This window comes from Mesorhizobium sp. SEMIA396, from assembly GCF_024518615.1.
Lineage (GTDB): Bacteria > Pseudomonadota > Alphaproteobacteria > Rhizobiales > Rhizobiaceae > Mesorhizobium.
Window position 1 is genome coordinate 89,579 of record NZ_JANIFC010000001.1, and the last position, 23,489, is coordinate 113,067.

A 23,489-nucleotide genomic window follows, 5' to 3' on the forward strand; every position below is an offset into this window, starting at 1 on the left:
CTGTGATCAACAGATCATCGACGCTTGAATTGCGGAGCCACATATCTTCGGATTTTCATACCGGGCTGCTGTTTTCAACGGCGGTTCAATGAGACCGCAATGATGATGATGGCTCCTTTGATGACCTCTTGGATGCTGGTCGATAGACCGAGCACGAGAAGACCAAACCCGAGAATGCCTATGAAGATTGCGCCGACGACGGAACCGACGATTGATCCATAACCGCCAAAGAGACTTGTCCCGCCTATGATCACGGCCGCGATCACATCCAGTTCGAGACCCGCTCCCAGGCTGGGATTGCCGGCCGTGGAGCGGGCTGCGAGCATCAGGCCAGCAAGGGATGCGGTCATGCCGGATAGTACAAAGGCGAAAATCTTGACGCCGTCCGTGCGCACACCGGAAAAGCGCGCGGCAACAGCATTTCCACCGGTCGCATAGACACGTCTGCCGTAGGGCATCTGATGCAGCAGGTAGTAGCCGACAGCCGTAAGGACGATCGTCCACCAGATCGGTGCCTGTATGCCCAGAAAACTGCCGTTCCAGAACAGATTCGAAAAATCATCGTCGACGATCGACACTGGCCGGGTGCCGGTGATGGTCAGCGCCAGTCCGGAGAAGATAGACAACATGCCAAGCGTCACAAGAAACGATGGAATGCGCAGTTTTGTAACCAGCACGCCCGACACCGCGCCGATCGCGGCTCCGGCGCCCAACACCAGAAGGGCGGCGACATAGGTCGGCACACTTTGATCGAGCAGCAACGCTCCGATCATACCTGAAAAGCTGGCAACCGAACCGACCGACAGGTCGATTTCACCGCAGATGATAACGTACGTCATGCCGATCGCCATCACGGAGACGATGGCTGTGATACGCAGAACGGCGCTTGCGGTTGAGACCGACGCGAAGTGGGGGGCGAACAAGACGAAATAGAGGGTGATCGCCAGGAAGATCACATAGGTGATGTGATCGCGGAAAAAATTCATCGCACTTGCGCTCATCGGCATCGAGGATGGTTTCATGCTGCAACTCCTTGGGCGCGTACTGTGGTCTGTCTGGCGACCTCGGCCTGCAGCAACGCGCGAAGCCCAGTCTCGTCGTGCGCGCTGCCCATGCTGCGCGTTATCCGCCCCTGCGCCATCACCAGAATGCGATCGGACAAATCCAGAAGTTCTTCGAGTTCCGAAGAAATGAGCAGCACGGCGACGCCATCGCCTGCCGTGCGGCGCACAAGCTCGCGCATATCGCGCTTGGCATTGACGTCCACGCCGGAAGTTGGCTCATCTAGGATCAACAGCTTCGGCTTCATTGCCAGCCATTTTGCGAAGACAATCTTCTGCTGATTGCCGCCCGAAAGCTCCTGGGCTTTTTGTAAGGGACCGCGGCACAGGATATTAAGGTCGTCGCGGTATTGTCTGAACAAAGCCGCTATCCGGGCCTTTGCCATCGGTCCAAAGGGACCCGCGAGCGAGAAATCGGAAAGGCGGGGAAGCGCAAGATTCTCCTCGATGGAGCGCCCGCCAACAAGCCCTTCGAGCCGGCGGTCTTCTGGAACAAGGGCCACACCAGCAGTGATGGCCCCGCGGACGCTGCCCAGCCGAACGGATTCTCCTGCGACGGTGATGTGGCCGGATACATCCGGAAGGATACCGAACAAGGCCTTGCCCAAGGTCGAGCGGCCGCTGCCGACAAGCCCGGCAAGACCGACGATCTCGCCTGGATCGATCGAGAACGATACGTCGGACAGCTTGCGCGACGTGGCTAGATCGCGGACCTCAAGGGCCGGCGCCCCGACCGACGTTGCCGGGCGGCGTTTTGTGGGCGCTGCTGCGGTCGGCAAAGGTGCGTCGCCCCTTGGCCGTGACATCATCGCGGCGATATCCTCGATGGATGTCTTGCTCGGATCAAGTGGGCCAACCAGTCGCCCATCCTTGATGATCGAAATGCGATCCGAAAGCCGCAGCACATCGGCCATGCGATGGCTGATGTAGACGATACCGATTCCGCCCTGCTTTAGCTGACCGATGGTGCGAAAAAGCGTTTCTTCCTCGTGGATGGTCAGAGATGAAGTCGGCTCATCCATGACGAGCAGCTTGGCGCCCCGCGAGATCGCCTTGAGGATCTCGACCATCTGCCGTTGGGCGAAGGCCAGATCGCCCACGCGCGCAGAAGCATCAAGCGAGAAGGCGTACCGCTCGATCAGAGCCTGGGCATCACGAACCATTTTTCTGCTGTTGATACGCCGGCCAAAGGAGAGGGGCTCGCGAAGGACAAAGAGGTTTTCGGCAACCGAGCGGTTCGGCAAGACGCTCAGTTCCTGGAAGATCATTGCAATACCGCGATCGATCCTCTCGCGAAGCGACAAGCTGGTGACGTCCTCTCCGGCGAACAGAATGCGGCCCTCATCCGTTCGATAGGCTCCCATGAGAATCTTCATGAGCGTCGATTTGCCCGCACCGTTCTCGCCGAGCAGCGCGTGTGTTTCACCGGCCATGACCTCGAATGAAATATCAGACAGCACGCGGTTCGCGCCAAACGACTTGCTGATGCGTTGCATCGCTACAATCGCGTTCTGGGACGGTGACGTTTTCGCTTCGGCCATGACGATTTTCTCGGTCGCTCGGGAGCGTCGGCGGACTGTTGGAGCCCGCCGACGGAACAAGGGGGCTAGAAGCACTTGCCGTTGCAGATTTTTACCACTGAGGCTGGAGCATCTTCCTTGGTGACCAGCTTGAGGGCGCTGAGAAGGTCGAGCTTCTTGACGCGCAACGTCGGCACCGAAATGTATGGCGGGACGTCATGTCCAAGCAACGCAAGCGCGGCCGCCTTGGCCTCGGCGACGCCCTGGTCGTAGGGACGCTGCGCGCCTACGGCCAGAAATTCGCCGCGTGCAACGTTCAGCGCGCTGTCCGCGGCAATGTCATTCGTGGTGACGACGATGTCGCGGCCGAGTGTCTTTGCCGCGGCCACGACTTGCTGGGCGGGCGTGTCCCAGGCAACGAAAATACCCTTCATGTCGGGATGCGCCGTCAACATTGCGGTGGCAACCTCGTAGGCCTTCTCTGGCGCCGTGAAGGTGCCGACATCCGCGACCTTGATATCGGGATGTTCGCCGAATGCCTTCAAGGCACCGACCTTGCGGGCCGCGACGGAGTAGTAATAGTCATAAACCAGCGTGATGATGCCGACCTCACCCTTGCCGCCAATCGCCCCGACAAGTTCCTGCGCGGCGAAATAGGCATTCTTTTCATTGTCGGAGGCGACAACGGTCACATAGTCCTTGCCCGGGGCCATATCGACCGGGACGTTGTCCATGAAAACCAGCTTGATGCCGGCTGCCGCCGCCTTCTTGTAGGCTTCGGACTCAGATTTCGGATCGATCGGAATCGAGAAGATTACGTCCGGCTTGCGGGCGGTCATCTGCTCCAGATCGCTGATTTGCTGGCCGGGCTGGAACTTGGCGTCGGTGGTTCCTACGACCTCGATACCGAGGTCCTTGAGCGTGTTGCTGATTCCGGCGACCTGCAACTGAGGCCAGCCGGCATCCATGGTGTGCATCACCAGTCCAGCGGTAAACTTTCCCGCCTTGAGCTTGGCAAGGTCCTCATCGGAGAATTTCAGCACGTCCGGCGACACCGCCGGCGGACCATCCGGGAAGCCTGGGACGGGTTGGCCTCTCGGCGACAGGGGCAGCGGCTCGAGCAGAGCTTGTGCTTCCGGTGGGATGGTGTCATCGGCGAGAGCCGACGATCCGGCCAGTCCCGATAGCGCCAACGCCAAGGCGGCCGCCATAAATCCACGATAGTGCATTTCATTCCTCCCGATCATATGAAACGGCCGTAGCGGCCGGGTGGCGACCTGGCTGGTCGTACTGGTTGGGCGCTGTTCAGCGCCCGTAAGGCATCAATGCCGCCGTGGCGGCACCCGAATAGTTCACGTAGACCGTCTTCTTGCGCATGTAGCTCTCGAGCCCATGCACGCCGTCGTCGCCGCCCAGCCCGCTTTCGCGGAAGCCGACATGGAAACCCTGCAGCATTTCCGGTCCGATCCGGTTCACGTAGATCTCGCCGAACGAAACCTCGTTGACGGCGTTCATGACGCGGCCCAGATCATTGGTGAAAAGATAGGCCGACAGGCCATAGTTGCTGGCATTGGTGATGCTGACAGCCTCCTCGAAAGTGTCGAAGGGCATGATCGGCACGACCGGGCCGAAGATTTCGCGCGTCATGATCGGCATGTCAGGCGTCACATCTGTCAGTACGGTCGGATTGAGCCAGTAGCCGCCATCGACGGGCGCCTTGGTCGGGCGCCCACCGGCGAGAGCAAGCCTCGCGCCGCCCGCCACGGCTTCCGCAAGCACCGCCTCGACCTTTTCCAACTCTTCACGGCTGACTTTCGGGCCGATATCGGTATTTGTGTGCATCGGATCACCGACGACGAGCGACTTGGAGAATTCCACAAAGCGTGTGACGAACTGATCGTAAATCGAACGGTGAACGAGCGTGCGTTCGTTGCAAATGCAGACCTGTCCGCAATTCATGTATCGCGACGTGGCTGCGGAACGAACCGCCAGGTCGAGATCGGCATCAGCCAGGACGATGAATGGCGCCTTGCCGCCAAGCTCCAGCGAAACAGGCGTCAGATTGCGCGAAGCGTTCGCCATGATGCGCTTACCGGTCGGTACGCTTCCAGTCATGGTGATGAGGTCGACGCCGGGTTCCGTGCAGAGCACTTCGCCTATGGTTTCACCCCGTCCCGTTATGATGTTCACCACGCCGTCCGGCACGCCCGCTTCGACAAAGATGCGAGCCATTTCGAGCGCCGAAAGCGGCGTGTCTTCATGTGGTTTGAGGACGATGGTGTCGCCGGCGATCATGGCGGGCGCCACCTTTCGGCTGACCAAGGCGCTCGGGTAATTCCACGGAATGATGGCGGCGACAACGCCTACCGGTACACGCTGTATCCAGACCTGCTCTCCCGCGTAGTCGGACGGCAAGATCTCACCTTGAATGCGACGGGCAAATTCGGCGTAGTAGTCGAAGAACTCGGCTGCGCCGCCGACTTCACCTATTGCTTCATTGATCGGTTTGCCTTGTTCCCTGACCACCACCTCGGCCAGATGCCGGGCGTTCTGCCGGATCAAGACCGCGATCCGCTTCATGATCGCCGCACGGGCAAGAGGCGATTTGAGCCCCCAAGCCTTCTGCGCCTTGCGGGCGGCGTCTATCGCCTGGCGAGCCTGGTCTGGGCTTGCCTCGGGCACGTCGACAAAGGCCTTGCCGTTAGCCGGGTTGATAACCGAGCGCGTGCCAGCTTCGCCGATGACGAACTTCCCGTTGATCAACATGAGATACGATGTCTTTTCTTCTGCTGACATGGTTCAATCCGGTTCTGCGTGCGTTGCAGGCGTGCCGACGCCTAAGGGTTGGATTTCGCCGCGGCCATCTGGACCGCGAACTCGATCGCTTCGACCAAGCTGTCCTCATTGGCGATGCCCTTGCCGGCGATGTCGAAGGCCGTGCCGTGGTCGACGGAGGTGCGGATGATCGGAAGGCCGAGCGTGACATTGACACCGGAGAGCGCTTTCCACTCACCGGTCTCGGGATCGACATTGAAGCCGAGCAGTTTCACCGGGACATGGCCCTGATCGTGATACATCGCGACCACCGCGTCATACTGGCGGGCGCGCAACTTGACGAAAACCGTATCGCCGGGAACAGGCCCAAACACGGCAAAATCGGCGGAGTTGTAGGAGGCGACGACCGGGGTCGTGATGTCGATATCCTCCCGGCCGAAAATGCCGCCTTCGCCGGCGTGCGGGTTAAGCGCGGCAATCGCAATTCGGGGATGGGAAATGCCAAGGCCGTGCAACGCCTCGACCGTCAACTGGATAACCCGCCGCAACCGAGGTTCGGTCAGTTTCGATGGAACCTGGGCCAGCGCGACGTGGGTCGAGACGTGGCTGACGCGAAAATCGCCATGGGCGAGCATCATCACGGAATCGCGGGCGCCTGTCAGTTCTGCCAGCATGTCGGTGTGACCGGCATAATGATAGCCGGCCAGATTGAGCGCCTCCTTGTTGAGGGGAGCCGTAACGATGCCCGCAATTGAACCGGCCTGCGCCAGGCGAACGGCCTTTTCGATCGCCAGATAGGCGAGGCGCCCGCCTTCCGCCGACAAGACGCCTGTCTCGATAGGTGTGCGTTCGGGGCCGGCTTCGAGAATGGCTAGCGGCGGAAAAACCCCGGTGGCCGAAGCCGACGGCTGTTCCTCCTCGATGCGCCCGGAAATCGACTCCATCGCACGCATCGCGGTGACGCTGCCGATTATGAGAAGGGACAACGATCCGTCGGCAAGGCGCGGTTTCAGCCGTGCGCATGCCTTTGCGATGATCTCGGGGCCGATGCCCGCAGGATCACCCATTGTGATGCCGAGTCTTGGACCAGACATGAACGCCTCTAATTGGTCAATTGTGAGCATCTTCTAAGCCTTATAACCATCAATGCGCAATAGTTTTCTTTCGCGGTCATTCGTAATCAACGGTGCGGTGAAAATCGGCATGTTTTCAACCCCTCCGAGGGGGGCGAGCCCATATCCCCGGGCTGCTGAACCGTCGTTGGACGTGATTTGACCGGCGCGAATGACCCGCCCCATGCCTTTGGCCGGCGACGGTCCTGATCAGCGATGGGCTGGAGTCGCGAGCCTGCAGAAGAGGGCGCTGTCGCCGAATGCGCCAGATTTCGAGATTGTGGCCAGCCCCTTGAAAACACCGCCTTCGATCCTGGAAATCGGAAGCCCCGGCTCGATCTCGCTCTCGACCGTGAGTTCGACGACGCCCAGGCTGGAGCACACCGATCGCAATGTTTCACCGCCGGTGACGAGCAGCGTTCCGGGCAGTGGCAAGCCGTCGAGAAGCGAGGCAAACACCTTGCCGATATGATCCGCCACCGCGTGGCGATCACCCGATGCAGCGACGGTGACAACCGATGGCGCGCCTCTCATGATCCGTTTCGCCAAATCCCTTTTCGCTTTGTCGATGTCGCGTTCCACGACGATATGCGCGTCCGCATGGCTGGCGGAAAAGCAGGCCACCTGCGCCGTCGTGACTTCGTGATTTGTGCCGACAAGGCCAAGGAACGGGGCGGGCAATGCCGGAATAGGCATGCGTGGCGTGCCCACGTGCCGTGCCAGCGCTGCAGCCAGGCCGCCCGTACCAACCCAGAGTGTCCGCGGCGCGCTCGCCGTTGCAACGATTTCGTCCAGGTCCTTGTCCGTTTCGGCGTCGTAGAGTGTGATGAAATGAACCGGCCGCGCGCCCGGTACCGACCGGCCAGACGAAAAGCGCTGACCCAGGCCGGCGACGATGTCGGGACCTACCATTTCGGACCGGTCGAGCCGCCATTGACGCCCAAGACGTGTAACGCGGCCCTGAAAGGGGAACGCGGGTGCCAGAACAACGCGCTGGTACCCACCCTCGACGATGCAGGCTTGTATTTCGGCGATGACGTGACCGCGCAGAAGGCTGTCGATCTTCTTGAAACTCAGTTGTCCGGCGGCAAGCCACGGCGCGTACCTCGAATGTCTCGCGACGGCGGTTGTCTCGGCACCCTCACGTGTGGCGATATCGACAGCCAAACGCCCCGAGAGCGCACGATCCAGTTGCCAGCTCACGCCGACACCGTGGCCTGGCGAGGCGAAGCAAACCGCGCTGTCCAGAGCGCCAGTCAGGTCGTCCGCGATGATCCGGATATCGACAGTCTCAAGAGCGCTCAACTGAAGAACCCGGACGGCTGACGCGCACGACGCGGACGTTCACATCGAGCGTCCGAAGATTGGTGAGGTTGGCCTGATCGATGCCGTCATCGGTAATGACCTGGTGGATGTCGGACAGGCGGCAGATGGTGCAGAAATTGGGAGTGGTGAATTTGGAATTGTCGGCAAGCACGACCACCCGGCGTGCCGCGGCGATCATCGCCTGCTTCATCGCCGCGACCTCGAGCGAGGTCTCCGTGAGCATGTCCCCGGTGATGGCATGCGTGCCCAGAATTGCCACATCGGCGTGGATGGTGCGCAGGAAATTCTCGCCAGGCTGGCCAACCAGAGTTAGGGAACCCGGCTTGCAGGTGCCTCCAAGCATGACGAGGCGTACTCCCGGCACGGTTGCGAGTATCTGCGCGATCGCCAGACTGTTGGTGACGGCAGTAAGCGCAATGGGTGCAGCCGCGATGGCGCGGGCGACTTCCAGAACAGTCGTGCTTGCGTCGAAAATGACACTCTGGCCGGGGCGAAGTTCCGACATCATGGCCGCACCTATGGCCTCCTTCTCAGCCCTGGCGAAGTGTGCGGCAGTGGCGAGATCCGGCTCGAAGGTGGCGAGTTCCGTGCGTTGAAGCATTGCTCCGCCATGCGTTCGCTCCAATGCTCCCTGCCGTTCCAGTGTCTCGAGGTCGCGCCGGATGGTCGAAGGTGACGCGCCGATGAGATCGATGAGTTCCTGAACGCCAACGGTTCCTTCCCGTTTAAGGCATTCGAGAATGAAAGCATGGCGCTTGGCTGGGATCAGATCGACCCGTCCACGCCCGCCATCGTCTTCCCATGACCCGGCGGACGCTGACGGCGCCATATCTTCCACCGTTGATTTTCGAACATTCCTTGCCACGTTCCTATCTCCGCACAGTGCAGCAACACGCTCGCCGGAATCATGGCGAGCCCAGCATCGCGAATATCACGAATCCATTCGGCGAGCCCACTGGTTTGTTATGGCGATGAGCGAATTCCAATCGCTTTTGGCCTCATTAGAATTATTTTGACTGATTTTGACCATATGTGATAAGCGATGATCGTCAATCGTCGTCAATTGGCGCTGACAAGTGCGCAGTTCTTGTCAAAAAATGGGAAATTAAGTCAGCGATTCAGAGCGCTTGGCTCTGTTGCGAACCGGGTTGGAGGAACCATGTCTTTCTTGTCGAAGCTGAAATCGGCCCTTGTCGGCGCCGCTGCTGCGGCCGTCTTGTCAACGGCGGCTGTCGCTGCCGATGAACCCACGGTCGGCGTTGTCGTGCCGACCCTGGATGCGCAATTCTGGAACAGCTATGTCGCCTTCATGAAGAAGGGAGCGGATGAGCTTGGGGTAAAGCTCGTCGTGCTCAATGCCGACAACAAGCCCGACCAGATGGTCAAGTCGCTTGAGGACCTGGTGGCCCAGAAAGTTGACGGCATTGTTTTCACACCCTATTGGGCCACTGCCGCTCGTGGGCTTACCTTGGCGAAGGAAGCCGAGATACCGGTCGTTCTCACCGACAGCTACCCGGATTTTTCGCCTCAAACCGAGCGTTTCCCCAATTACATCGCCTTTATCGGGCCGAGCGATGAAGGCGCCGGATACCAAATGGCCAAGGCGCTGTTCGCAGCGATCAAGCCGGGGTCGGATGGCAAGAAAGTGATCGGCGTGGTGAACGGCACCGCCGGCACCTCGGTCGCCATCGATCGTCGCAAGGGGCTGGAAGACGCTCTCAAGGAAGCGCCCGATGTGCGCGTCGCCGGCGAAGTCGATGGCAATTTCGTCCGTGATACGTCACAGACCGCGTTTGAATCGCTCTTCCAGGGCAATCCGGACATCACCGGCGTCTGGGCTGCGAACGGCGGCACTGCGACCGGCGTGATGGCTGCTCTCAAGAATCACGGGAAAGCGCCCGGCAAGGACGTTATGGTCGTCGGAATGGATCTCAACCCTGAGAATGTCGATGCGGTAAAGTCCGGCGACCTGCTTTTCGATATTGGCGGTCATTGGCTTCAGGGCGGCTTCGCCCTTGTCGCGCTTTTCGATCAGATCAAGGGTATTCCGGTTCCCGCGGGCGCCGACAATGTCAAGCTGAAGCTGCTGCCGCTGACCAAGGATCGCGTCGCGCAGTTCGAGAAGGACTTTCCTGGCGGCGTGCCGACATATGATTTCAGGCAGCACTCCCGCTTCTACAACAAGGATGCCAAGCCAGCCGTTTTCGAGATGCAATATAGCAACTGAACGTACGGTTGGACCTGCCTGCAATCCCACGGTTGCGGGCAGGACCTGCCTGGCATTTGGGCGTATTCAATTCATGACACTGACTGCGAGCGACCTGCGCAAGAGCTACGGCCAGACACGCGCCGTGGATGGCGTATCGGTGGTGCTTCGGCCCGGTATGGTTCACGCCATCGTCGGCGAAAATGGAGCCGGCAAATCGACGACCTTGCGTATGCTCGCTGGCGCGGAACGGCCTGACAGCGGCGTTATGACGTTGGATGACGCAAGATATGCCCCACCAAGTGTTATCGGTGCGGCGGCCCTTGGCGTGTCGCTTGTATACCAGGAAATCACGATCAACCGTTCGCTGACCGTTGCCGAAAACATCTTCATCGATCGTCTGCGACAGTTCGCCGGCTCTCTCGGTTTTGTCGATCGCAGGCGTATGGAATTGGCGGCGCAAGCGATCCTCGAACGGATTGGCGCGCAAATATCGGTCTCTGCCGACATAGGCAGCCTCAATCTCGGCGAGCTGAAATGCATCGAGATCGCCCGAGCGCTGTCTACAAATCCGAAAATCCTCCTTCTCGACGAATCCACCGCCTATCTCGATCATCGAGAGGTTCAGGCTGTCCTTGGCGTCATCAGCGAACTCAAAGGGCAGGGGATGACCGTAGCCTTCGTCTCTCATCATCTCGACGAGGTGCTTGCCGTCGCGGATGAATTGACGATCCTGAAAGACGGGCAATATGTCGGAACCTATCGCAGGGCCGAGATCGAGCCCAATGAAATTCATCGCCGCATGGTGGGGCGCGAACTCGCGAAAAGCATCTATCCGCCGCGGCCGCCGAAAGATCCAGGCAAGCCGCGACGGGGTCCTGTTGTCTTCGAAGCCTGCGAGGTCGCCGTTGGGCGCGAACTCGACGGCGTCAGCCTGGATGTACATGCCGGCGAAATCCTCGGCCTTGCCGGATTGAAAGGCGCTGGCGCCGAAGCGCTGTTCGCAGCCATTTGCGGCGACTTGCCTTTGCGCAGTGGCTCGATGAAGCTTGCAAATGGTTCATACGCGCCGTCGAGTCCGACTTTCGCCTGGCGACAGGGCGTCGCTCATTTGCCTGGTGACCGTCACAATGAAGGCCTGATCGCCGACTTCAGTCTCCTCGACAATCTGGTGATGGCCCGCCCACCGCATCGTGGGCCGTTCTTCGATCGCGCCGCTGCCATTGCCATCGCGGGTGACCTCATCGCCCAGTTCGGCATCAAGACGCAAAGCGTCGACGCGTCCTGCCGTTCGCTCTCGGGCGGCAATTTGCAAAAGGTGGTGATCGGCAAATGCTTGGCTGTCCAGCCACGTCTGCTCCTGCTCAACAATCCTACACGCGGCGTCGATATCGGCGCCCGCGCGGAAATCTATCGCATCATTCAGCAGAAGGCGGCGCAGGGCCTCGCCGTGATCCTGTCTTCAGAAGACATGCCTGAGCTGATCGGTATGTCGGACCGTTTGCTGGTGCTCCGGCAAGGACAAATTACGCATCGCATCGAGACGGCAGCCGATGCCACCGAGCATGACATCATTGGACATATGGCCTGACCATGGAAACGAACGTGACCTCGATCGCCACCAAGAGACCGAACGCAACCAGGGAACCCGGCGTCAATGCCAGGTTCGAAGTCGTCAAACGCGGCTTTCCGCTTGCCATGCTCGTCCTGCTCATTGTGATCTTCTCGATAGCCTCGCCACGCTTCCTGACCTTCAGCAACCTTCTCATCGTGCTTCAACAGGGCACGGTGCTGCTGGTTGCTGCGCTCGGCATGACCTTCGTCATCATGGCCGGTTCAATCGATCTTTCGGTCGGTTCAATTGTTGCACTGGCGGCATTGGCAGCCGCATTGACAGCTGACAGCCTTGGCGCCGCGGCGATCATTCCCGCCATTGCCGTCGGTGCTGTTGCCGGATTGATCAACGGCGTTCTCCTGGCCAAAGGCAAGGTGCCGTCCTTCATCGCAACCATGGGAGCGATGGTGGTCTATCGCGGCATCGTGCTGCTTTTTACACGTGGCGCTCCTGTCTCGATCGAGGATGAGCAATTCCTTGATGTCTATACCAATCGGACTTTGGGCATTCCGCACTCCGTGATCGTTGGCCTGGTGCTGATGGTTGTCGCGTATGGCATCATCAACAGGACGGTGTTCGGGCGCGAGGTTCGCGCCATAGGCGGTGGGGAACGTGTCGCCATTCTAACGGGCATTCAGGTCGCGCGCGTGAAAATCTATATGTATGTGCTTCTCGGTGCCTTGTGCGGCATTGCCGGCTTGCTACAAGCCGCGCGCGCCATGGCCGCCACCGCCCAACTCGGGGAGGGGCTTGAACTGGACGTCATAGCCGCGGTGGTCGTCGGCGGAACACCATTGACTGGAGGCGTAGGCAGTGTTGTCGGTACCATGCTGGGTGTTTTGATCATCACTCTGCTTTCCAACGGCATGAACATGGCCGGTGTCGATCCGTACCTTCAGAATATCGTCAAGGGTACGGTTTTGGTCTGCGCCGTATTCGTGACCATTGATCGCAAGAAGATCGGCATCATCAAGTGAGCGTCGACCTGCGGTTGGGCGAGATCTCGCGCCTTTCTGATCTTCGTGCACTCGACGTTGTATCTCCAGTCTGCTGGCGAACTCGCTGCTGGTCGCCGTCCGTCGCTCTCCCAGCCACGTACGCCATGGTGCGGTTGAAGGGTGGCGGTCGCTTCCTGCCGGCTTTCACGCAGGCGACCTACGTGGCGTAAGCGGTTCGCCCAATTTGACTCAAGAAGCTGATTCAGCATTTGCTGACCATATTCATTTTGAAACGAATGGCAGCTTTGCGCCTCCGTTCGCTAATTCGGGATGCCTTTGCCACTACCCAAAGGCAGACGTCACCCGAAAGCCGTTCCCTCTGGGTAAAAAAGCCGCGTTACCTCTTTGGCCAGCTCATGGGTTCCGACAGCGCCTGCATAACGTGGAGCTCAAAAGCGCCGGGCGCGTGGCTTGCCTCGGCCAACTGCCGGGCATCCCACTCTCGGACAATGCTGCCCTCGGCCAGAAGCACCGCGCGGTTGCAAAGGCCGGGAACGGCTTCCACGATATGGGTGGAGATGATGACCGCGTGGCTGCCCCCTCAGTGCGATGGCACGGATGATGCGCTTGACCTCAAAGGCGGCGAGCGGATCGAGGCCATTCAGGGATTCGTCGAAGATGAGCAGCGGTGGCGCGCCGAGCAATGCGGCGGCAATGGCAATCTTGGCCTGCGTGCCAAGCGAATATTCGGCAATCGGCCGTTCGAGCCAGCGCCTCAGCCCCAATCTCTCGACAACTTCGACGCCAGGCCAGTCATTCTCCGTACAGCCACGGATCGACGCGACGAGCTGGAGATATTGCCGCCCGGTGAGCGCTGCCGGCAGTTCAGGCGGATCGATGGCCAGACCGAAGCCGGCCTTGGCGGGCTCCGGCGCGCTGGCGAGATCGCGGCCGTCGATCGCCACACTTCCCTGGAGCAGCCGGATCTGACCGGTGATCGCCTTCAGCAAGGTGGATTTTCCTGAGCTGTTTGCGCCGAGCAGGCCAAGGATGTCACCCCGATCGAGCGTCATCCCGATGCCGGCGACAACTGGTCGGCCCCCATAGCCGGCGCCGAGCCCGCGAACCGCGAGTATCTCGACAGGATCGACACTGCTATCCATGGCGATATCTCCGTTGCGCCCGGTGCCACAGGAACAGGACAAGGGCGGCAAAGCCGATCAGCACCGTGCGCCCATATTCGAGCGACTCGTAGCTGGTGTAGGCGATGGCGCCGAGGAAGCTCAGCGCGGCGACGAATGGCGCGGTCATGAAATAGGCGGCAAACACCGCATAGGCGCCGTTCAGCGCCAGCAGCCAGAAGCCGCTAGCGAGCGGCATCGCCCAGGCCGAGGCTCAGCCGCCAAGGCAGCAACGGCCGGCAGGAGAAAGTAGGCGACCGACAATTGCAGGGGCAGCCGCGCCAGGCGCAGCCAGGCCCTGGTGAAGCCGAGCGGAGCCGTGCGCAGCACTGGCGAGTCCAGCGGATGGAAGCGCGCGCTCAGCATGAAGACGAGAAGGCCGCCGGTCAGGCCGGCCATGGCCGCCGGCACGGCATCGTGACGAACGAAGCTGATGGAGGCAGCAACAACCGTCGCGAAACCAAACAGGATGGCTGCTCCCACCAGCCGCCACGAAAGTACTATGCGGCCGGCGGGTAGATCCCAGGCCCAGCTGGAGAGCCACGCCGGTGTCGAACGATCGACGGCACCTAGCAAGGGCCGGCGCCCGTCCGGATCCCTTGCCAGATCGGCAGTGTCGGCGTTGACCAGGTCGCGCGCGCTCCGCAGGCACAGGACGGCTGTCGCACAGAAGCTGGCGCCAAACAGGATCGCGGCGCCGAGACCCCAGGTCGGTGCCAGTGGTTTTGCAATGACGAGACAGCCAAGGCCTACTGCTGCTGCGACGATGAAAACAATGGGGACGCCCAGCGCACACGCCGCCACCGCCGCCATGCGCCGGCGCTCCCGAAGCGACAGCGGCAAAGCCTTCAGGAAAGGCGCGAAGGCGCGCGACAGGCAAAGCCTGGCGAGCGCGTTGCCAGCGAAGCCGCCAAGAATGAGAAGCGCGCTCGGCAAACCAAGCAGCCACAGCGCCTGCTCCTGCCGCAGCGTGGCCGCCCCGGCCTGCAACGCGACAACGACGTCGGCCATGGCGTAGGCAAAAAGGGCCCAGCCACCAAGCCCGATCCAGGCAAGGTCGCGGCGGCGCATCGAGCGCAAGCCAGCCGAGAGTTCGCGTCGGAGCAAGGTCAGGACAAGCCCGTCGTGCCGCATTGTTCCATCTTCGTGATCGGGCCTCAAAGCCGGTTGGATATCGACATAGGTCGGTGACGATTGTGCCGCCAGTAGGGCCGTAGCGGCTCAGCCTCCCACAGAGGTTTGGCGGTTACATTCTTCAGCGCCATCAGGAGATAGCCCTGCATCGTCGCCTGAAGGCTGGTCGTGGCGGTGCGCACCCCGCCGTCGCGTCCTTCACCGCCGCTTCGTCAAAGGGTTTGGCTGTTTGTGCCGCCGCCACAATGGTGCCCGCGGCACGCAGTTCGCGCAGTGCCTGGAAGGTGCGAGCGCCGTTGTCGCGCAGCACGCCACGGAACTCCTTCCTTACCTCGGGCGGATAAGTGCTGGCAATCTCCGACAACAGCACGCGCGCGCCGCGCCCTTGCGCAGGCCGTGCAAGGCATAGCCGAGCAGGAAGAAGTTGACCCCGAGCGAAAGGGCGAGCACCACCAGCGTCGCCGTCCATATCCGGGAACGCTTCAAAGCGAGCCCTCCTCTGCCGGATCATCCGGGACACGCCATAAGCCAGCGACGATCCCGACGCCAGCGCCAGAAGCTCCATATCGGACGGATCGTCCTGCAGCCGCGCCGCCTGGTAGCCTGCCAGCGTCGCCGCTATGAGCGCGGCAGCAGCGCAGGCGGCAAACCCGGCCCGACTCAAGAGCAGGCGCGGCAGGAAGGACGGCCGGCTCGAACCGGCTTCGATGCGGGCTAGCACCTTGCGCGCCAGCGCCTGATCGTCTCCCTCGGCCAGCGCCGCCTCGAGCACGAGACGGTCGAGCGCGGCATCCGGATCGTCATTCCGCTCCGCCGCCATCAAGGCCAGCGCCTGCTGGCGGAAAGGCGCCGGCCATGTTTCGACGGTATCGAGGTCGACTTGCCGCAGCCGGACGGTCCGACGAGGATGACGAACTCACCGGACGCGATGTCGACAGATACGTCGTGGATAACCTTCGCCTTGCCAAGGGCTCTCTCGACGCCCGATATGGTGACCGCACTCATTAGTGTTTTCCTCAGAAAGAGACCTTGTCGCCACCCTTGAGCTGCAAAATTTGCCGCGCCTCGTCAGGGGTGGCCACCGAGGCACCGAGCCCCTCAATGATCTGGCGGACCTTCTTCACCTGCTCGGCGTTGGATTTCGCCAGCTGGCCCTTGCCGATCCACAGCGAGTCCTCAAGCCCGACGCGCACATTGCCTCCAAGCGCAATCGCCTGGGTGGCGATCGGCAGTTGGCTTCGGCCCGCGCCCAGCACCGACCAGTGGTAGTCCCGCCCAAACAGGCGGTCGGCGGTGCGCTTCATATGCGCGACATCCTCCGGATGGGTGCCGATGCCGCCAAGGATACCGAACACGCTCTGGACAAAGAACGGCGCCTTGACCAGGCCGCGCTCGACGAAATGGGCGAGCGTATAGAGATGGCCGATGTCGTAACACTCGATTTCGAAACGGGTGCCGTTCTCCGCACAGGTGCGCAATATGTGCTCGATATCGCCAAAGGTGTTGCGGAAGATGCGGTCGCGCGAGCCTTCGAGATATGGAAGCTCCCAATCATGTTCGAAGGTCTTGAAGCGCTCCAGCATCGGATAGAGGCCGAAATTCATCGAGCCCATGTTGAGCGAGGCGACTTCCGGCGCAAAGGTCGCCGCCGGCTTGACCCGCTCCTCGACGCTCATCGTCGCGGCGCCGCCGGTGGTGATGTTGATCACGCAGTCCGAGCGCTGCTTGATCACCCTGAGGAAGGGCGCGAAGGCCTCGGTCGACTGGTCGGGACGGCCATCGACGGGGTTGCGCGCATGCAGATGGACGATGGCAGCGCCGGCCTCCGCCGCGCCGATCGCGGCCTCGGCGATGTCTTGTGCGCTCACCGGCAGATGCGGCGACATTGACGGCGTGTGGATCGAGCCGGTGACCGCGCAGGTGATGATGATCTTGTTCTGGTTCGCCACTTGAAACAATCCTCGTTACTGACAGTGCCTTATTTCACCGCACCCTGAGTGATGCCGGAGATGAACTGCTTCGACAGAACGATGTAGAGCAGCGTGATCGGCAACGCCGCCAGCGTCAGCCCGGTGAATAGCACGCCCCAGTCGGTGGTGAATTCGCCGACGAAGACGGTGAGGCCCTGCGGCAGCGTCTTGAGATTGTCGGAGGTGATCAGCACCAGCGGGAAGAAGAAGTCGTTCCAGATGGGCACGGCGTTCTGGATTGCGACGATGACGAGCGCCGGGCGCGCCAGCGGCAGCATGATCGATCGCATGATGCGAAATTCGCTGGCGCCGTCCATGCGCGCCGACTCTTCCAGTTCGCGCGGCAAAGTCCGGAGGAAGCCGGTCATGATGAACACCGCCGAGGGAATGCCCATGGCGACATAGACCAGCACCAGGCCGGCATAGCTGTCGACCAGCCTCAGCGAATCCAGCTGGATGAACAGCGGAATGATCGCCAGTTTCAGCGGCACGGTCATGCCGCTGAGGAAAAACATCAGCACCAGCGCGCTCAGCCTGAACTGGTAGCGGGCAATCGCATAGGCGGCCATGGTGCTGAACAGAAGGATCAGCGCCACCGCGGCCATGGTGATGCCGACGGAATTGGCGAGGTAGCGCACGAAATTGGTTTCGCTCCACACCCGCTCGGCATTGGCCAGCGAGAAGTGCGCCGGCAGGGCGAAGGGCGAGCTGAAGATCTCGGCATTGGTCTTGAAGGACGACATCACCATGACGAACAGCGGATAGATCATGATGACGGCATTGACCGCCAGCATCAGCTGGATGGCGCCGTTCTTCAACAGCTCGCCGGGTTCCCTGGTGCCGTTTGTTTCGCTCACAGTTCGATCTCACGACGGCGCAGATAGCGAAGCGCGATAGCGGTGACGCCGGCAACGATGATGAACATCATCACGGCCAGTGCGCTACCCTGGCCGAAATCCTGGATGCCGGTCGTCGTCGAGCCGAAGGCGGTGCGGTAGAAATAGAGGCCGAGCACGTCGGTGGCGCCGCCGGGCGAACCGGTAAGGCCGGCCATCACATACGGAATTTCGAACCAGTTGAAGCTGCCGATGAAGGTCAGGATGGTGACGATGGTGACGCTGGGCGCTATCAGCGGCCACACGATCTTGGTCATCAGCACATAGTCGCCGGCGCCGTCGAGACGGGCGGCCTCGATCACGTCCTTGCTGACGCGCTGCATGCCGGCCAAAAGCACCAGGGTCGGGAAGCCCAGCCAGTGCCAGACATTGGCGAACAGGACGCTGCCGAGTGCGGTGTGTTCGTTGCCGAGCCACGGGATGGCGCTGATGCCGACCAGCGCCAGCGTCTGGTTCACCAGACCGAACAGCGGGTGCAGAAACAGTTTCCACAGGAAGCCGACGATGACCGCCGACAGCACGACGGGAAGAAAGACGATGACCTGGTGGATGCGGTGGCCGGGCAGTGCCTTCAGCAAGGCGTAGGCGAGCAGGAAGGCGGTGCCGTTCTCGAACACCATCAGCGCCACGAAGGCGATGATGTTGTGCTTCAGCGCATTGTAGGTCCAGTCGCTGTAAGGCTGTTCAAACAGCACCTTGCGGAAGTTTTCAAAGCCGATGAATCCGGTCGGCTGCAAGCCGTTGAACTCATAGAAGGCAAGGCGGAAGGCCGACAGCAGCGGCCAGAGCACGAACAACACCATGACCACCAGGGCCGGTGTCAGCAGGGACGCGATCCAGAGTGACCGGCGCCACGGAAAGGCTTTTGTGGTGTGGCGCCGGCCGATGTTCATGTCACTTGCCCTGGAAAGGCTTGTACCATTTGGCGAGGCCGCTGGTCAGGTCGGCGGCGAGCTGGTCCGGGGTGATCGAACCCGACATCATCTTGGTGATGTCGCCCTGCAGCAGCTCCGATCCCGTCGGCTTCTCGAAACGGAAGTAGACGACATTGATATGCGGCATGGCAGTTTCGTTCAACTTGGCGACATGGGCGAGAAGCTCGTCCTTGATGACGACGCCCTTGATCGGCGAGATGTTGCCGAGCAGAGCGGAGAACTTGTCGCCGAACTCCTTGGTGCCCATCCAGTTGACCAGCTTCAGCGCGGCCTCCTTGTTGGCCGACTTGGCGTTGACGGCATAGCCGCCATCGAAGAACTTGGTCACCTGCGGTGTGTCGCCGGCCTTGGCCATTGGCGGGGCGACAAAGTCCATGTTGATGGCCGGGTTCTGGGTGCGGTAGCTGGCGATATCGAAGCTGCCGCCGGCCAGCATCGCCGCCTTGCCGCTGATGAACAGCTGGCCGGCGGTGTCGTAGTCGATGCCTTCGAAGCCGGGCGGCATGTAGTCGCGCAGTTCGAGCAGCATGCCGAGCGCCGCAACATAGCGCGGGTCCTTGAAGGTGGTCTTGCCCGACGTCAGGTCCCTGACAAAGTCCTGGCCGAGGAACGGGTTGGTGAAGATGGCCACGAACATCTCGTTGAACCAGCTGGTGCCCATGCCGTTGGCCAGGGGGTAAATACCCTTGTCCTTCAGCGCCTTGCTGACGGTTATGAACTCATCCCATGTGGTCGGCGGCGTCAGCCCGGCCTTGGTGAAGACGTCCTTGTTGATGAACAGGCCGAGCGTCTGCGAGGCGAAGGGCAGGGAATAGACCTTCTTGTCGGCGCGGTAGGTGCCGGCCACCAGCGCATCGGCGGGCTGGTTGGCGAGTGAAGGCACCGTGGTCAGATCCTGCGGCTCGAAATAGCCAGCCTTGACGAACTGCTCCAGCCAGCCATAGGCGTGGGTGTGGATGACGTCGCCGCCCTTGCCGGCGGCCAGCGCCGTCGAGACAATCGTCGGATAGTTCTCATCCGGGAACGACTCGAACTTCACATGAATGTCCGGGTTGGCCTTGGCGAAATCCGCGAAAAGTTCATTGTAGGCAGCCTTGTCTTCCTGGCGCCAGGTCCAGAACGAGATGTCGGTTGCATGTGCCACGCTGGCTGCGAGTCCCCATGCGAAAGACGCGGCCGCGAGGGCCAGACCAATCTTTCTCCTGCTCATGTTGCAATCTCCCAATGCGCTTGATGCGCTTTTTACGACCATTATCAAATCATAGTTCTTGCCGTCTGGAAAGATAGTTTGTAAAGTTTCCTAACTAATAAGGATCTGGACGCGGCAACCCGCTTCGTCCGGCGTGTGCGGTGGATAACGGTGACCCAGAAAATCATTGCAGGCGTGGATATCGGCGGCACCAAGACGCGGATCATGGCGTGCCAGGGCGAGCGTACGATCGCCGACGAGGTGCTGGTGACGGAGACCTGGCGCATCCGCCAGATGGAAACCGATGCCACGACGCTGGCTGGGATCGTCGCGGGATTGTGCGGCGGGGTCGCGCCCGCTGTGCTGGCCGTTGGCGCGCATGGTTGCGACACGGGTGAACAATGCCTTCGCTTCCAGGCGCTGCTGGCAAGCAGGACCGGTGGTGCGGTGCAGGTGGTCAACGATGCCGAGCTGATGGTTCCTGCCGCTGGCTATATCGACGGCATCGGCGTCGTCTCCGGCACAGGCTCGATCGCGGTGGCACGCACGGCCGATGGCAAGATGCTGGCAGCCGGTGGCTGGGGCTGGATCCTTGGCGACGAGGGCAGCGCGCCGGCATTGGTGCGCGAGGCGGCGAAAGCAGTCCGGCACAGCCTCGACCGGGGCCAGGATGGTGACCCGCTGATTGCCGGGCTGATGCGCGAACTGGGTACAGACGACCAGACCAAGCTTGGCATCCTGCTCAACGAAACGCGTGGTGCTGCGGTCTGGGGCCGCTATGCCAATGCCGTATTCGACGCGGCGATCGCCCGCTCGGCTCTGGCTATCCGTGTTATCAGCGAAGGCGGGGCAGGGTTGGCCGCATTGGTCGCACTCTTGATCGAACGCGGCGCCAATCCCGCCCTTGTCGTGGCTGGCGGCGGGGTCATCTCGGAGCAGCCGATGTTGATGACGGCATTCGTCGAGGCCATGGCAAAGGTCTCGCCGTCGAGCCAGGTGCTGCTGCTGCGCGAGCCGCCGGTGCTGGGTGCGGTCGCCTTGGCGAGACGACTGCTGGTCGGTCAGGGCCAATCTTTGGGAATTGGAGCGGTTTGAATGATGAAGCGTATCGGCTATCGCCCGGCGGTGGCGCGCCAGACGGAAAGTCTCGAAATCGGCCGGCGTTCGGTGGCCTCGTCGCTTGACGACCTCGATCTCCGCGCTTTTGCCGGCAAGACGATCGGGCTTGCCGGCATCGGCGCCAGCTATCAGGCAGCGCTGGCCGGTGCGCTTTATCTGCGCGCCTCCGGTATCAAGGCTTTTGCCTATACGCCGACCGATCTCTATGGCCGGACGGATGCAGCCGCCGATGCGTTCATCGCGCTGTCGGCCTCCGGGCAGAGCCGCGAAATCTACGACGTCATGCGCGAGGCGTCGGGCGCGCCGCGCCTGGCGGTCTGCCGTGGCAGCGGCAATCCGCTGGCTGATCTGACTGGTGCTGTGCTTGCCACGGATTCTGGCGCCGACAATGGCGCAAGCTCCACCGGCTATACCGGGACCTTGCTGGCGCTTGGCATGCTGATCGGCAGGCTTGCCGGCAACAGCTTCGATTGGGCGCGTTTGCCTGCCGCCGCAGCCGCCGTTCTTTCCGGCGCGACGCAAGCTGCTGGGCAGGCGGCACGGCTGCTGCAGGGCAGAACATCCATCGACATCGTTGGCGCCGGCGTCGGCTTCGCCAATGCCGGCGAGGCGGCGATGCTGATCCGCGAGGCGGTGAGGGTGCCGGCATCCGGATGGGATACGCTGAACTACCTGCACGGACCGATGGAATCGCAAGATGCGGCGACCGGACTCATTTGCATCGGTGATGGCCGCGAGGTGAAGATCGCGCAGGATGTTGCGGCCTTCGGTTGTCACTCGGTGCTGGTGACACGGCGCGTCGATGTCGCTGCCGCCGACAGGCTAGTGGTGATTTCCATCCCGGCACTCGGCAACGACATGGCCGATGCCATACTGGAGATCATCGCCATCCAGCTCATTGTCGGCGACATGCAGGACGCCGCCGGCCTCGCCGACATTACGTTCCGCTACCGCCAGACCGACACCAAGCTGAAGCCGTGGTCGCCGACCGAGGTGTAGCCTGTCCTGTTCGCGCATTTTCCGCTGCGTTCGACCTTCGGTTTGAGATCCTGCTTGCGGAAATTGCCAAACTGCCCGGCAATGAGGCATTCAGGGGAACATGCATGCGCCTTTGAGTCGTGCTGGTGATTTTGCGCGCGGCCAATAGGATTTTCAGGGCAAAAGGTCGAACGGCTGAGATGGCGGCTGCGGAAATCCCCAATCTGACCGAGAGCGCCCGCGCCGTGCTTCGTGTGCTCGCCGCGCATGGGCCGGTGACCCGGCCGAAACTCGGCGCCATGCTCGACCTGTCGAAACCGACCATGTCGGCGGCGGTGTCGGAACTGAGCGCCTTGGGTCTTGTGGCGTCGCGCGGACTGGAGCGTGGCGCCATCGGCCGCACGGCGACGGTCTACGGCATCGGTCCCGGCGCGGGCTACGCGATCGGCATCGATGTCGGCGCCGCCCAGGTGCGTGCCGTCGCCTATTCGATGGACGCGCAGAAGCTGGCGTCGGCGGAAGAACCGATCCCGGAAACGATAGCCGGCGATGCCGACGCGGTCGGCGCTGTCGTGCTGTCGGTGGCGCGTGCCACAATGGCCAAGGTGGCCAAGAGTTTTCGCGCGCTGCGTGCCATTGCGGTGGCGGTGCCGCGCATCGTCTCCAACGATCGTTTTGACCGGCCCGGCGGGCCGTCCGCCGTGCTTGGCCTGCTGCGGCGCAGTGTCAAAGTGCCGATCATCCTGGAAAACAACGTCAATTGCGCGGCCATCGGCGAGATGCACTTTGGCGCCGCGCAAGGCCACCAGACCTTCGCCTTTCTGCAGGTTGGCGTGCGGGTCGGCCTCGGCCTCATCACCGAAGGGCGTTTGTTTCGCGGAGCCGGCGGTGCTGCCGGCGAAATCGGCCGCATGCCGTTTCCGTGGTCGGCCAGCGAGACGCCCTATCGTGAAGGGCTCGAACATTATCTCGGCTCGCGGGCGCTGATCGAGCGCTGTCGTGTCGACTGGCCCGCTGGGGAAGGCGCGCCGCCCGACTCGGCCAAGGATCTGTTCGCGCGTGCTCTGGAGGGCTCAGCGTCGGCGGTAGCGGCAGTCGCGCGTCATGCAGCCGATATCGGCAGGCTGGCGGCCGGCTGCATCGGCATGCTCGACCCCGGCCTGATCGTGCTTGGCGGCGGTGTCGGCAGAAACCCGCTGATGACAGAAAATGTCGAACGCGTCGCAGCAGAACTTGCGTGGCCGACACGGATCGCCGTCAGTTCGCTTGAAGACGGCGGCACGGCGCTCGGCGCCATGAAGCTAGCCGTCGACTACAGTCTCGGGCTGATGCTGCGCGAAGGCCGCCATCCGGCTGTCGTGCTGCCGCCATTGTCAGAGCTGGAGCGCTAGTAGTGGTCTGATTTGGAAGATACCGCGTGACCAGATCGCTTCTGGAGAACTGTTTGCGACTGCGACTACTACCGTTGCAGAGCGCGTGTCTCGACTCTGGGGGCGAAAAAGTGCCCACGTAATGTTTTGACCTGTTCGTCGGC

At 61.7% G+C, this 23,489-nt stretch carries 21 protein-coding genes and 1 pseudogene; 6 read left to right on the forward strand and 16 right to left on the reverse strand.

What is annotated here, in order from left to right:
* Positions 1 to 74: 74 nt before the first annotated feature.
* The 7 genes from NP503_RS00470 to NP503_RS00500 all read right to left on the reverse strand — a co-directional run bounded on the left by NP503_RS00470 (position 75) and on the right by NP503_RS00500 (position 8,623).
* The gene (locus NP503_RS00470) at positions 75 to 1,022 is read right to left on the reverse strand and encodes an ABC transporter permease (RefSeq protein WP_127270099.1); all 948 of its coding nucleotides are present in this window, start codon (positions 1,020 to 1,022) and stop codon (positions 75 to 77) included.
* On the reverse strand, positions 1,019 to 2,602 hold the full coding sequence (locus tag NP503_RS00475) for a sugar ABC transporter ATP-binding protein (protein WP_127270101.1): 1,584 nt from the start codon (positions 2,600 to 2,602) through the stop codon (positions 1,019 to 1,021). Before NP503_RS00475 ends, NP503_RS00470 begins: the two co-directional genes overlap by 4 nt.
* 65 nt (positions 2,603 to 2,667) lie before the next feature.
* A complete protein-coding gene (locus NP503_RS00480; protein ID WP_164748684.1) occupies positions 2,668 to 3,810 on the reverse strand; it encodes a substrate-binding domain-containing protein in 1,143 nt (380 codons plus the stop codon).
* A 76-nt stretch (positions 3,811 to 3,886) separates the two neighbouring features.
* Positions 3,887 to 5,377, reverse strand: coding sequence for an aldehyde dehydrogenase (aldA, locus tag NP503_RS00485; RefSeq protein WP_127271243.1), 1,491 nt, complete (start codon positions 5,375 to 5,377; stop codon positions 3,887 to 3,889).
* 41 nt (positions 5,378 to 5,418) lie between these two features.
* The gene (pdxA, locus tag NP503_RS00490; RefSeq protein ID WP_206517092.1) at positions 5,419 to 6,450 is read right to left on the reverse strand and encodes a 4-hydroxythreonine-4-phosphate dehydrogenase PdxA; all 1,032 of its coding nucleotides are present in this window, start codon (positions 6,448 to 6,450) and stop codon (positions 5,419 to 5,421) included.
* 228 nt (positions 6,451 to 6,678) lie between these two features.
* Positions 6,679 to 7,773, reverse strand: coding sequence for a four-carbon acid sugar kinase family protein (locus NP503_RS00495; protein WP_127268458.1), 1,095 nt, complete (start codon positions 7,771 to 7,773; stop codon positions 6,679 to 6,681).
* A complete protein-coding gene (locus NP503_RS00500) occupies positions 7,760 to 8,623 on the reverse strand; it encodes a DeoR/GlpR family DNA-binding transcription regulator (protein WP_164748685.1) in 864 nt (287 codons plus the stop codon). The genes NP503_RS00495 and NP503_RS00500 overlap by 14 nt, the downstream gene beginning before the upstream one ends.
* Positions 8,624 to 8,953: 330 nt before the next feature.
* On the opposite strand from NP503_RS00500, the gene NP503_RS00505 reads away from it, so the two are divergent.
* From NP503_RS00505 to NP503_RS00515, 3 genes are read left to right on the forward strand one after another with little or no spacing between them, the layout of a single operon-like run.
* On the forward strand, positions 8,954 to 10,021 hold the full coding sequence (locus NP503_RS00505; protein ID WP_127372127.1) for an ABC transporter substrate-binding protein: 1,068 nt from the start codon (positions 8,954 to 8,956) through the stop codon (positions 10,019 to 10,021).
* Positions 9,945 to 11,591: a sugar ABC transporter ATP-binding protein gene (locus tag NP503_RS00510; RefSeq protein ID WP_127268460.1), complete on the forward strand. Its 1,647-nt coding sequence runs from the start codon at positions 9,945 to 9,947 to the stop codon at positions 11,589 to 11,591. Before NP503_RS00505 ends, NP503_RS00510 begins: the two co-directional genes overlap by 77 nt.
* Positions 11,592 to 11,605: 14 nt before the next feature.
* Positions 11,606 to 12,592, forward strand: coding sequence for an ABC transporter permease (locus NP503_RS00515; RefSeq protein WP_164748686.1), 987 nt, complete (start codon positions 11,606 to 11,608; stop codon positions 12,590 to 12,592).
* A gap of 410 nt (positions 12,593 to 13,002) precedes the next feature.
* Here the strand turns inward: NP503_RS00515 and NP503_RS00520 are convergent, their stop codons facing one another.
* From NP503_RS00520 to NP503_RS00560, 9 genes and pseudogenes are all read right to left on the reverse strand, one after another.
* On the reverse strand, positions 13,003 to 13,716 hold the full coding sequence (locus NP503_RS00520; protein WP_236382661.1) for an ATP-binding cassette domain-containing protein: 714 nt from the start codon (positions 13,714 to 13,716) through the stop codon (positions 13,003 to 13,005).
* Entirely contained in the window at positions 13,709 to 13,933 is a 225-nt protein-coding gene (locus tag NP503_RS00525) for a hypothetical protein (RefSeq protein WP_236382662.1), read from the reverse strand. Before NP503_RS00525 ends, NP503_RS00520 begins: the two co-directional genes overlap by 8 nt.
* A complete protein-coding gene (locus NP503_RS00530; RefSeq protein WP_236382664.1) occupies positions 13,897 to 14,868 on the reverse strand; it encodes a hypothetical protein in 972 nt (323 codons plus the stop codon). Before NP503_RS00530 ends, NP503_RS00525 begins: the two co-directional genes overlap by 37 nt.
* Positions 14,869 to 14,998: 130 nt before the next feature.
* Positions 14,999 to 15,691 (reverse strand): hypothetical protein, encoded by a 693-nt coding sequence (locus NP503_RS00535; protein ID WP_236382666.1) that lies wholly within the window; start codon positions 15,689 to 15,691, stop codon positions 14,999 to 15,001.
* Positions 15,692 to 15,741: 50 nt separating this feature from the next.
* Positions 15,742 to 15,873, reverse strand: a pseudogene (locus NP503_RS00540) (ATP-binding cassette domain-containing protein); the annotation flags it as partial.
* An 11-nt stretch (positions 15,874 to 15,884) separates the two neighbouring features.
* The gene (locus NP503_RS00545; RefSeq protein WP_127270835.1) at positions 15,885 to 16,817 is read right to left on the reverse strand and encodes a 3-keto-5-aminohexanoate cleavage protein; all 933 of its coding nucleotides are present in this window, start codon (positions 16,815 to 16,817) and stop codon (positions 15,885 to 15,887) included.
* 29 nt (positions 16,818 to 16,846) lie between these two features.
* Entirely contained in the window at positions 16,847 to 17,695 is an 849-nt protein-coding gene (locus NP503_RS00550; protein WP_127272221.1) for a carbohydrate ABC transporter permease, read from the reverse strand.
* Positions 17,692 to 18,627, reverse strand: a complete 936-nt coding sequence (locus NP503_RS00555) for a carbohydrate ABC transporter permease (RefSeq protein ID WP_127272222.1) — start codon at positions 18,625 to 18,627, stop codon at positions 17,692 to 17,694. The genes NP503_RS00550 and NP503_RS00555 overlap by 4 nt, the downstream gene beginning before the upstream one ends.
* A 1-nt stretch (position 18,628) precedes the next feature.
* Positions 18,629 to 19,813 (reverse strand): extracellular solute-binding protein, encoded by a 1,185-nt coding sequence (locus NP503_RS00560; RefSeq protein ID WP_245465224.1) that lies wholly within the window; start codon positions 19,811 to 19,813, stop codon positions 18,629 to 18,631.
* A gap of 216 nt (positions 19,814 to 20,029) precedes the next feature.
* On the opposite strand from NP503_RS00560, the gene NP503_RS00565 reads away from it, so the two are divergent.
* The 3 genes from NP503_RS00565 (at position 20,030) to NP503_RS00575 (ending at position 23,346) form a co-directional block, all read left to right on the forward strand.
* Positions 20,030 to 20,953, forward strand: a complete 924-nt coding sequence (locus NP503_RS00565; RefSeq protein WP_236382668.1) for a BadF/BadG/BcrA/BcrD ATPase family protein — start codon at positions 20,030 to 20,032, stop codon at positions 20,951 to 20,953.
* Complete coding sequence (locus NP503_RS00570; protein ID WP_127269593.1) at positions 20,954 to 21,976, forward strand: SIS domain-containing protein; 1,023 nt, start codon at positions 20,954 to 20,956, stop codon at positions 21,974 to 21,976.
* 179 nt (positions 21,977 to 22,155) lie between these two features.
* On the forward strand, positions 22,156 to 23,346 hold the full coding sequence (locus NP503_RS00575; protein WP_127272223.1) for an ROK family transcriptional regulator: 1,191 nt from the start codon (positions 22,156 to 22,158) through the stop codon (positions 23,344 to 23,346).
* The last annotated feature ends 143 nt before the right edge of the window (positions 23,347 to 23,489 follow it).

Bases quoted from the DNA above. Each gene is read 5' to 3' on its own strand.
- NP503_RS00525 (WP_236382662.1), bottom strand. From the start codon at position 13,933: ATGCCGCTCGCTAGCGGCTTCTGGCTGCTGGCGCTGAACGGCGCCTAT.
- aldA (WP_127271243.1), bottom strand. From the start codon at position 5,377: ATGTCAGCAGAAGAAAAGACATCGTATCTCATGTTGATCAACGGGAAG.
- NP503_RS00530 (WP_236382664.1), bottom strand. From the start codon at position 14,868: ATGCGGCACGACGGGCTTGTCCTGACCTTGCTCCGACGCGAACTCTCG.
- NP503_RS00555 (WP_127272222.1), bottom strand. From the start codon at position 18,627: ATGAACATCGGCCGGCGCCACACCACAAAAGCCTTTCCGTGGCGCCGG.
- NP503_RS00570 (WP_127269593.1), top strand. From the start codon at position 20,954: ATGATGAAGCGTATCGGCTATCGCCCGGCGGTGGCGCGCCAGACGGAA.
- NP503_RS00575 (WP_127272223.1), top strand. From the start codon at position 22,156: ATGGCGGCTGCGGAAATCCCCAATCTGACCGAGAGCGCCCGCGCCGTG.
- NP503_RS00500 (WP_164748685.1), bottom strand. From the start codon at position 8,623: ATGGCGCCGTCAGCGTCCGCCGGGTCATGGGAAGACGATGGCGGGCGT.
- NP503_RS00480 (WP_164748684.1), bottom strand. From the start codon at position 3,810: ATGCACTATCGTGGATTTATGGCGGCCGCCTTGGCGTTGGCGCTATCG.
- NP503_RS00470 (WP_127270099.1), bottom strand. From the start codon at position 1,022: ATGAAACCATCCTCGATGCCGATGAGCGCAAGTGCGATGAATTTTTTC.
- NP503_RS00505 (WP_127372127.1), top strand. From the start codon at position 8,954: ATGTCTTTCTTGTCGAAGCTGAAATCGGCCCTTGTCGGCGCCGCTGCT.
- pdxA (WP_206517092.1), bottom strand. From the start codon at position 6,450: ATGTCTGGTCCAAGACTCGGCATCACAATGGGTGATCCTGCGGGCATC.
- NP503_RS00475 (WP_127270101.1), bottom strand. From the start codon at position 2,602: ATGGCCGAAGCGAAAACGTCACCGTCCCAGAACGCGATTGTAGCGATG.
- NP503_RS00520 (WP_236382661.1), bottom strand. From the start codon at position 13,716: ATGGATAGCAGTGTCGATCCTGTCGAGATACTCGCGGTTCGCGGGCTC.
- NP503_RS00510 (WP_127268460.1), top strand. From the start codon at position 9,945: ATGATTTCAGGCAGCACTCCCGCTTCTACAACAAGGATGCCAAGCCAG.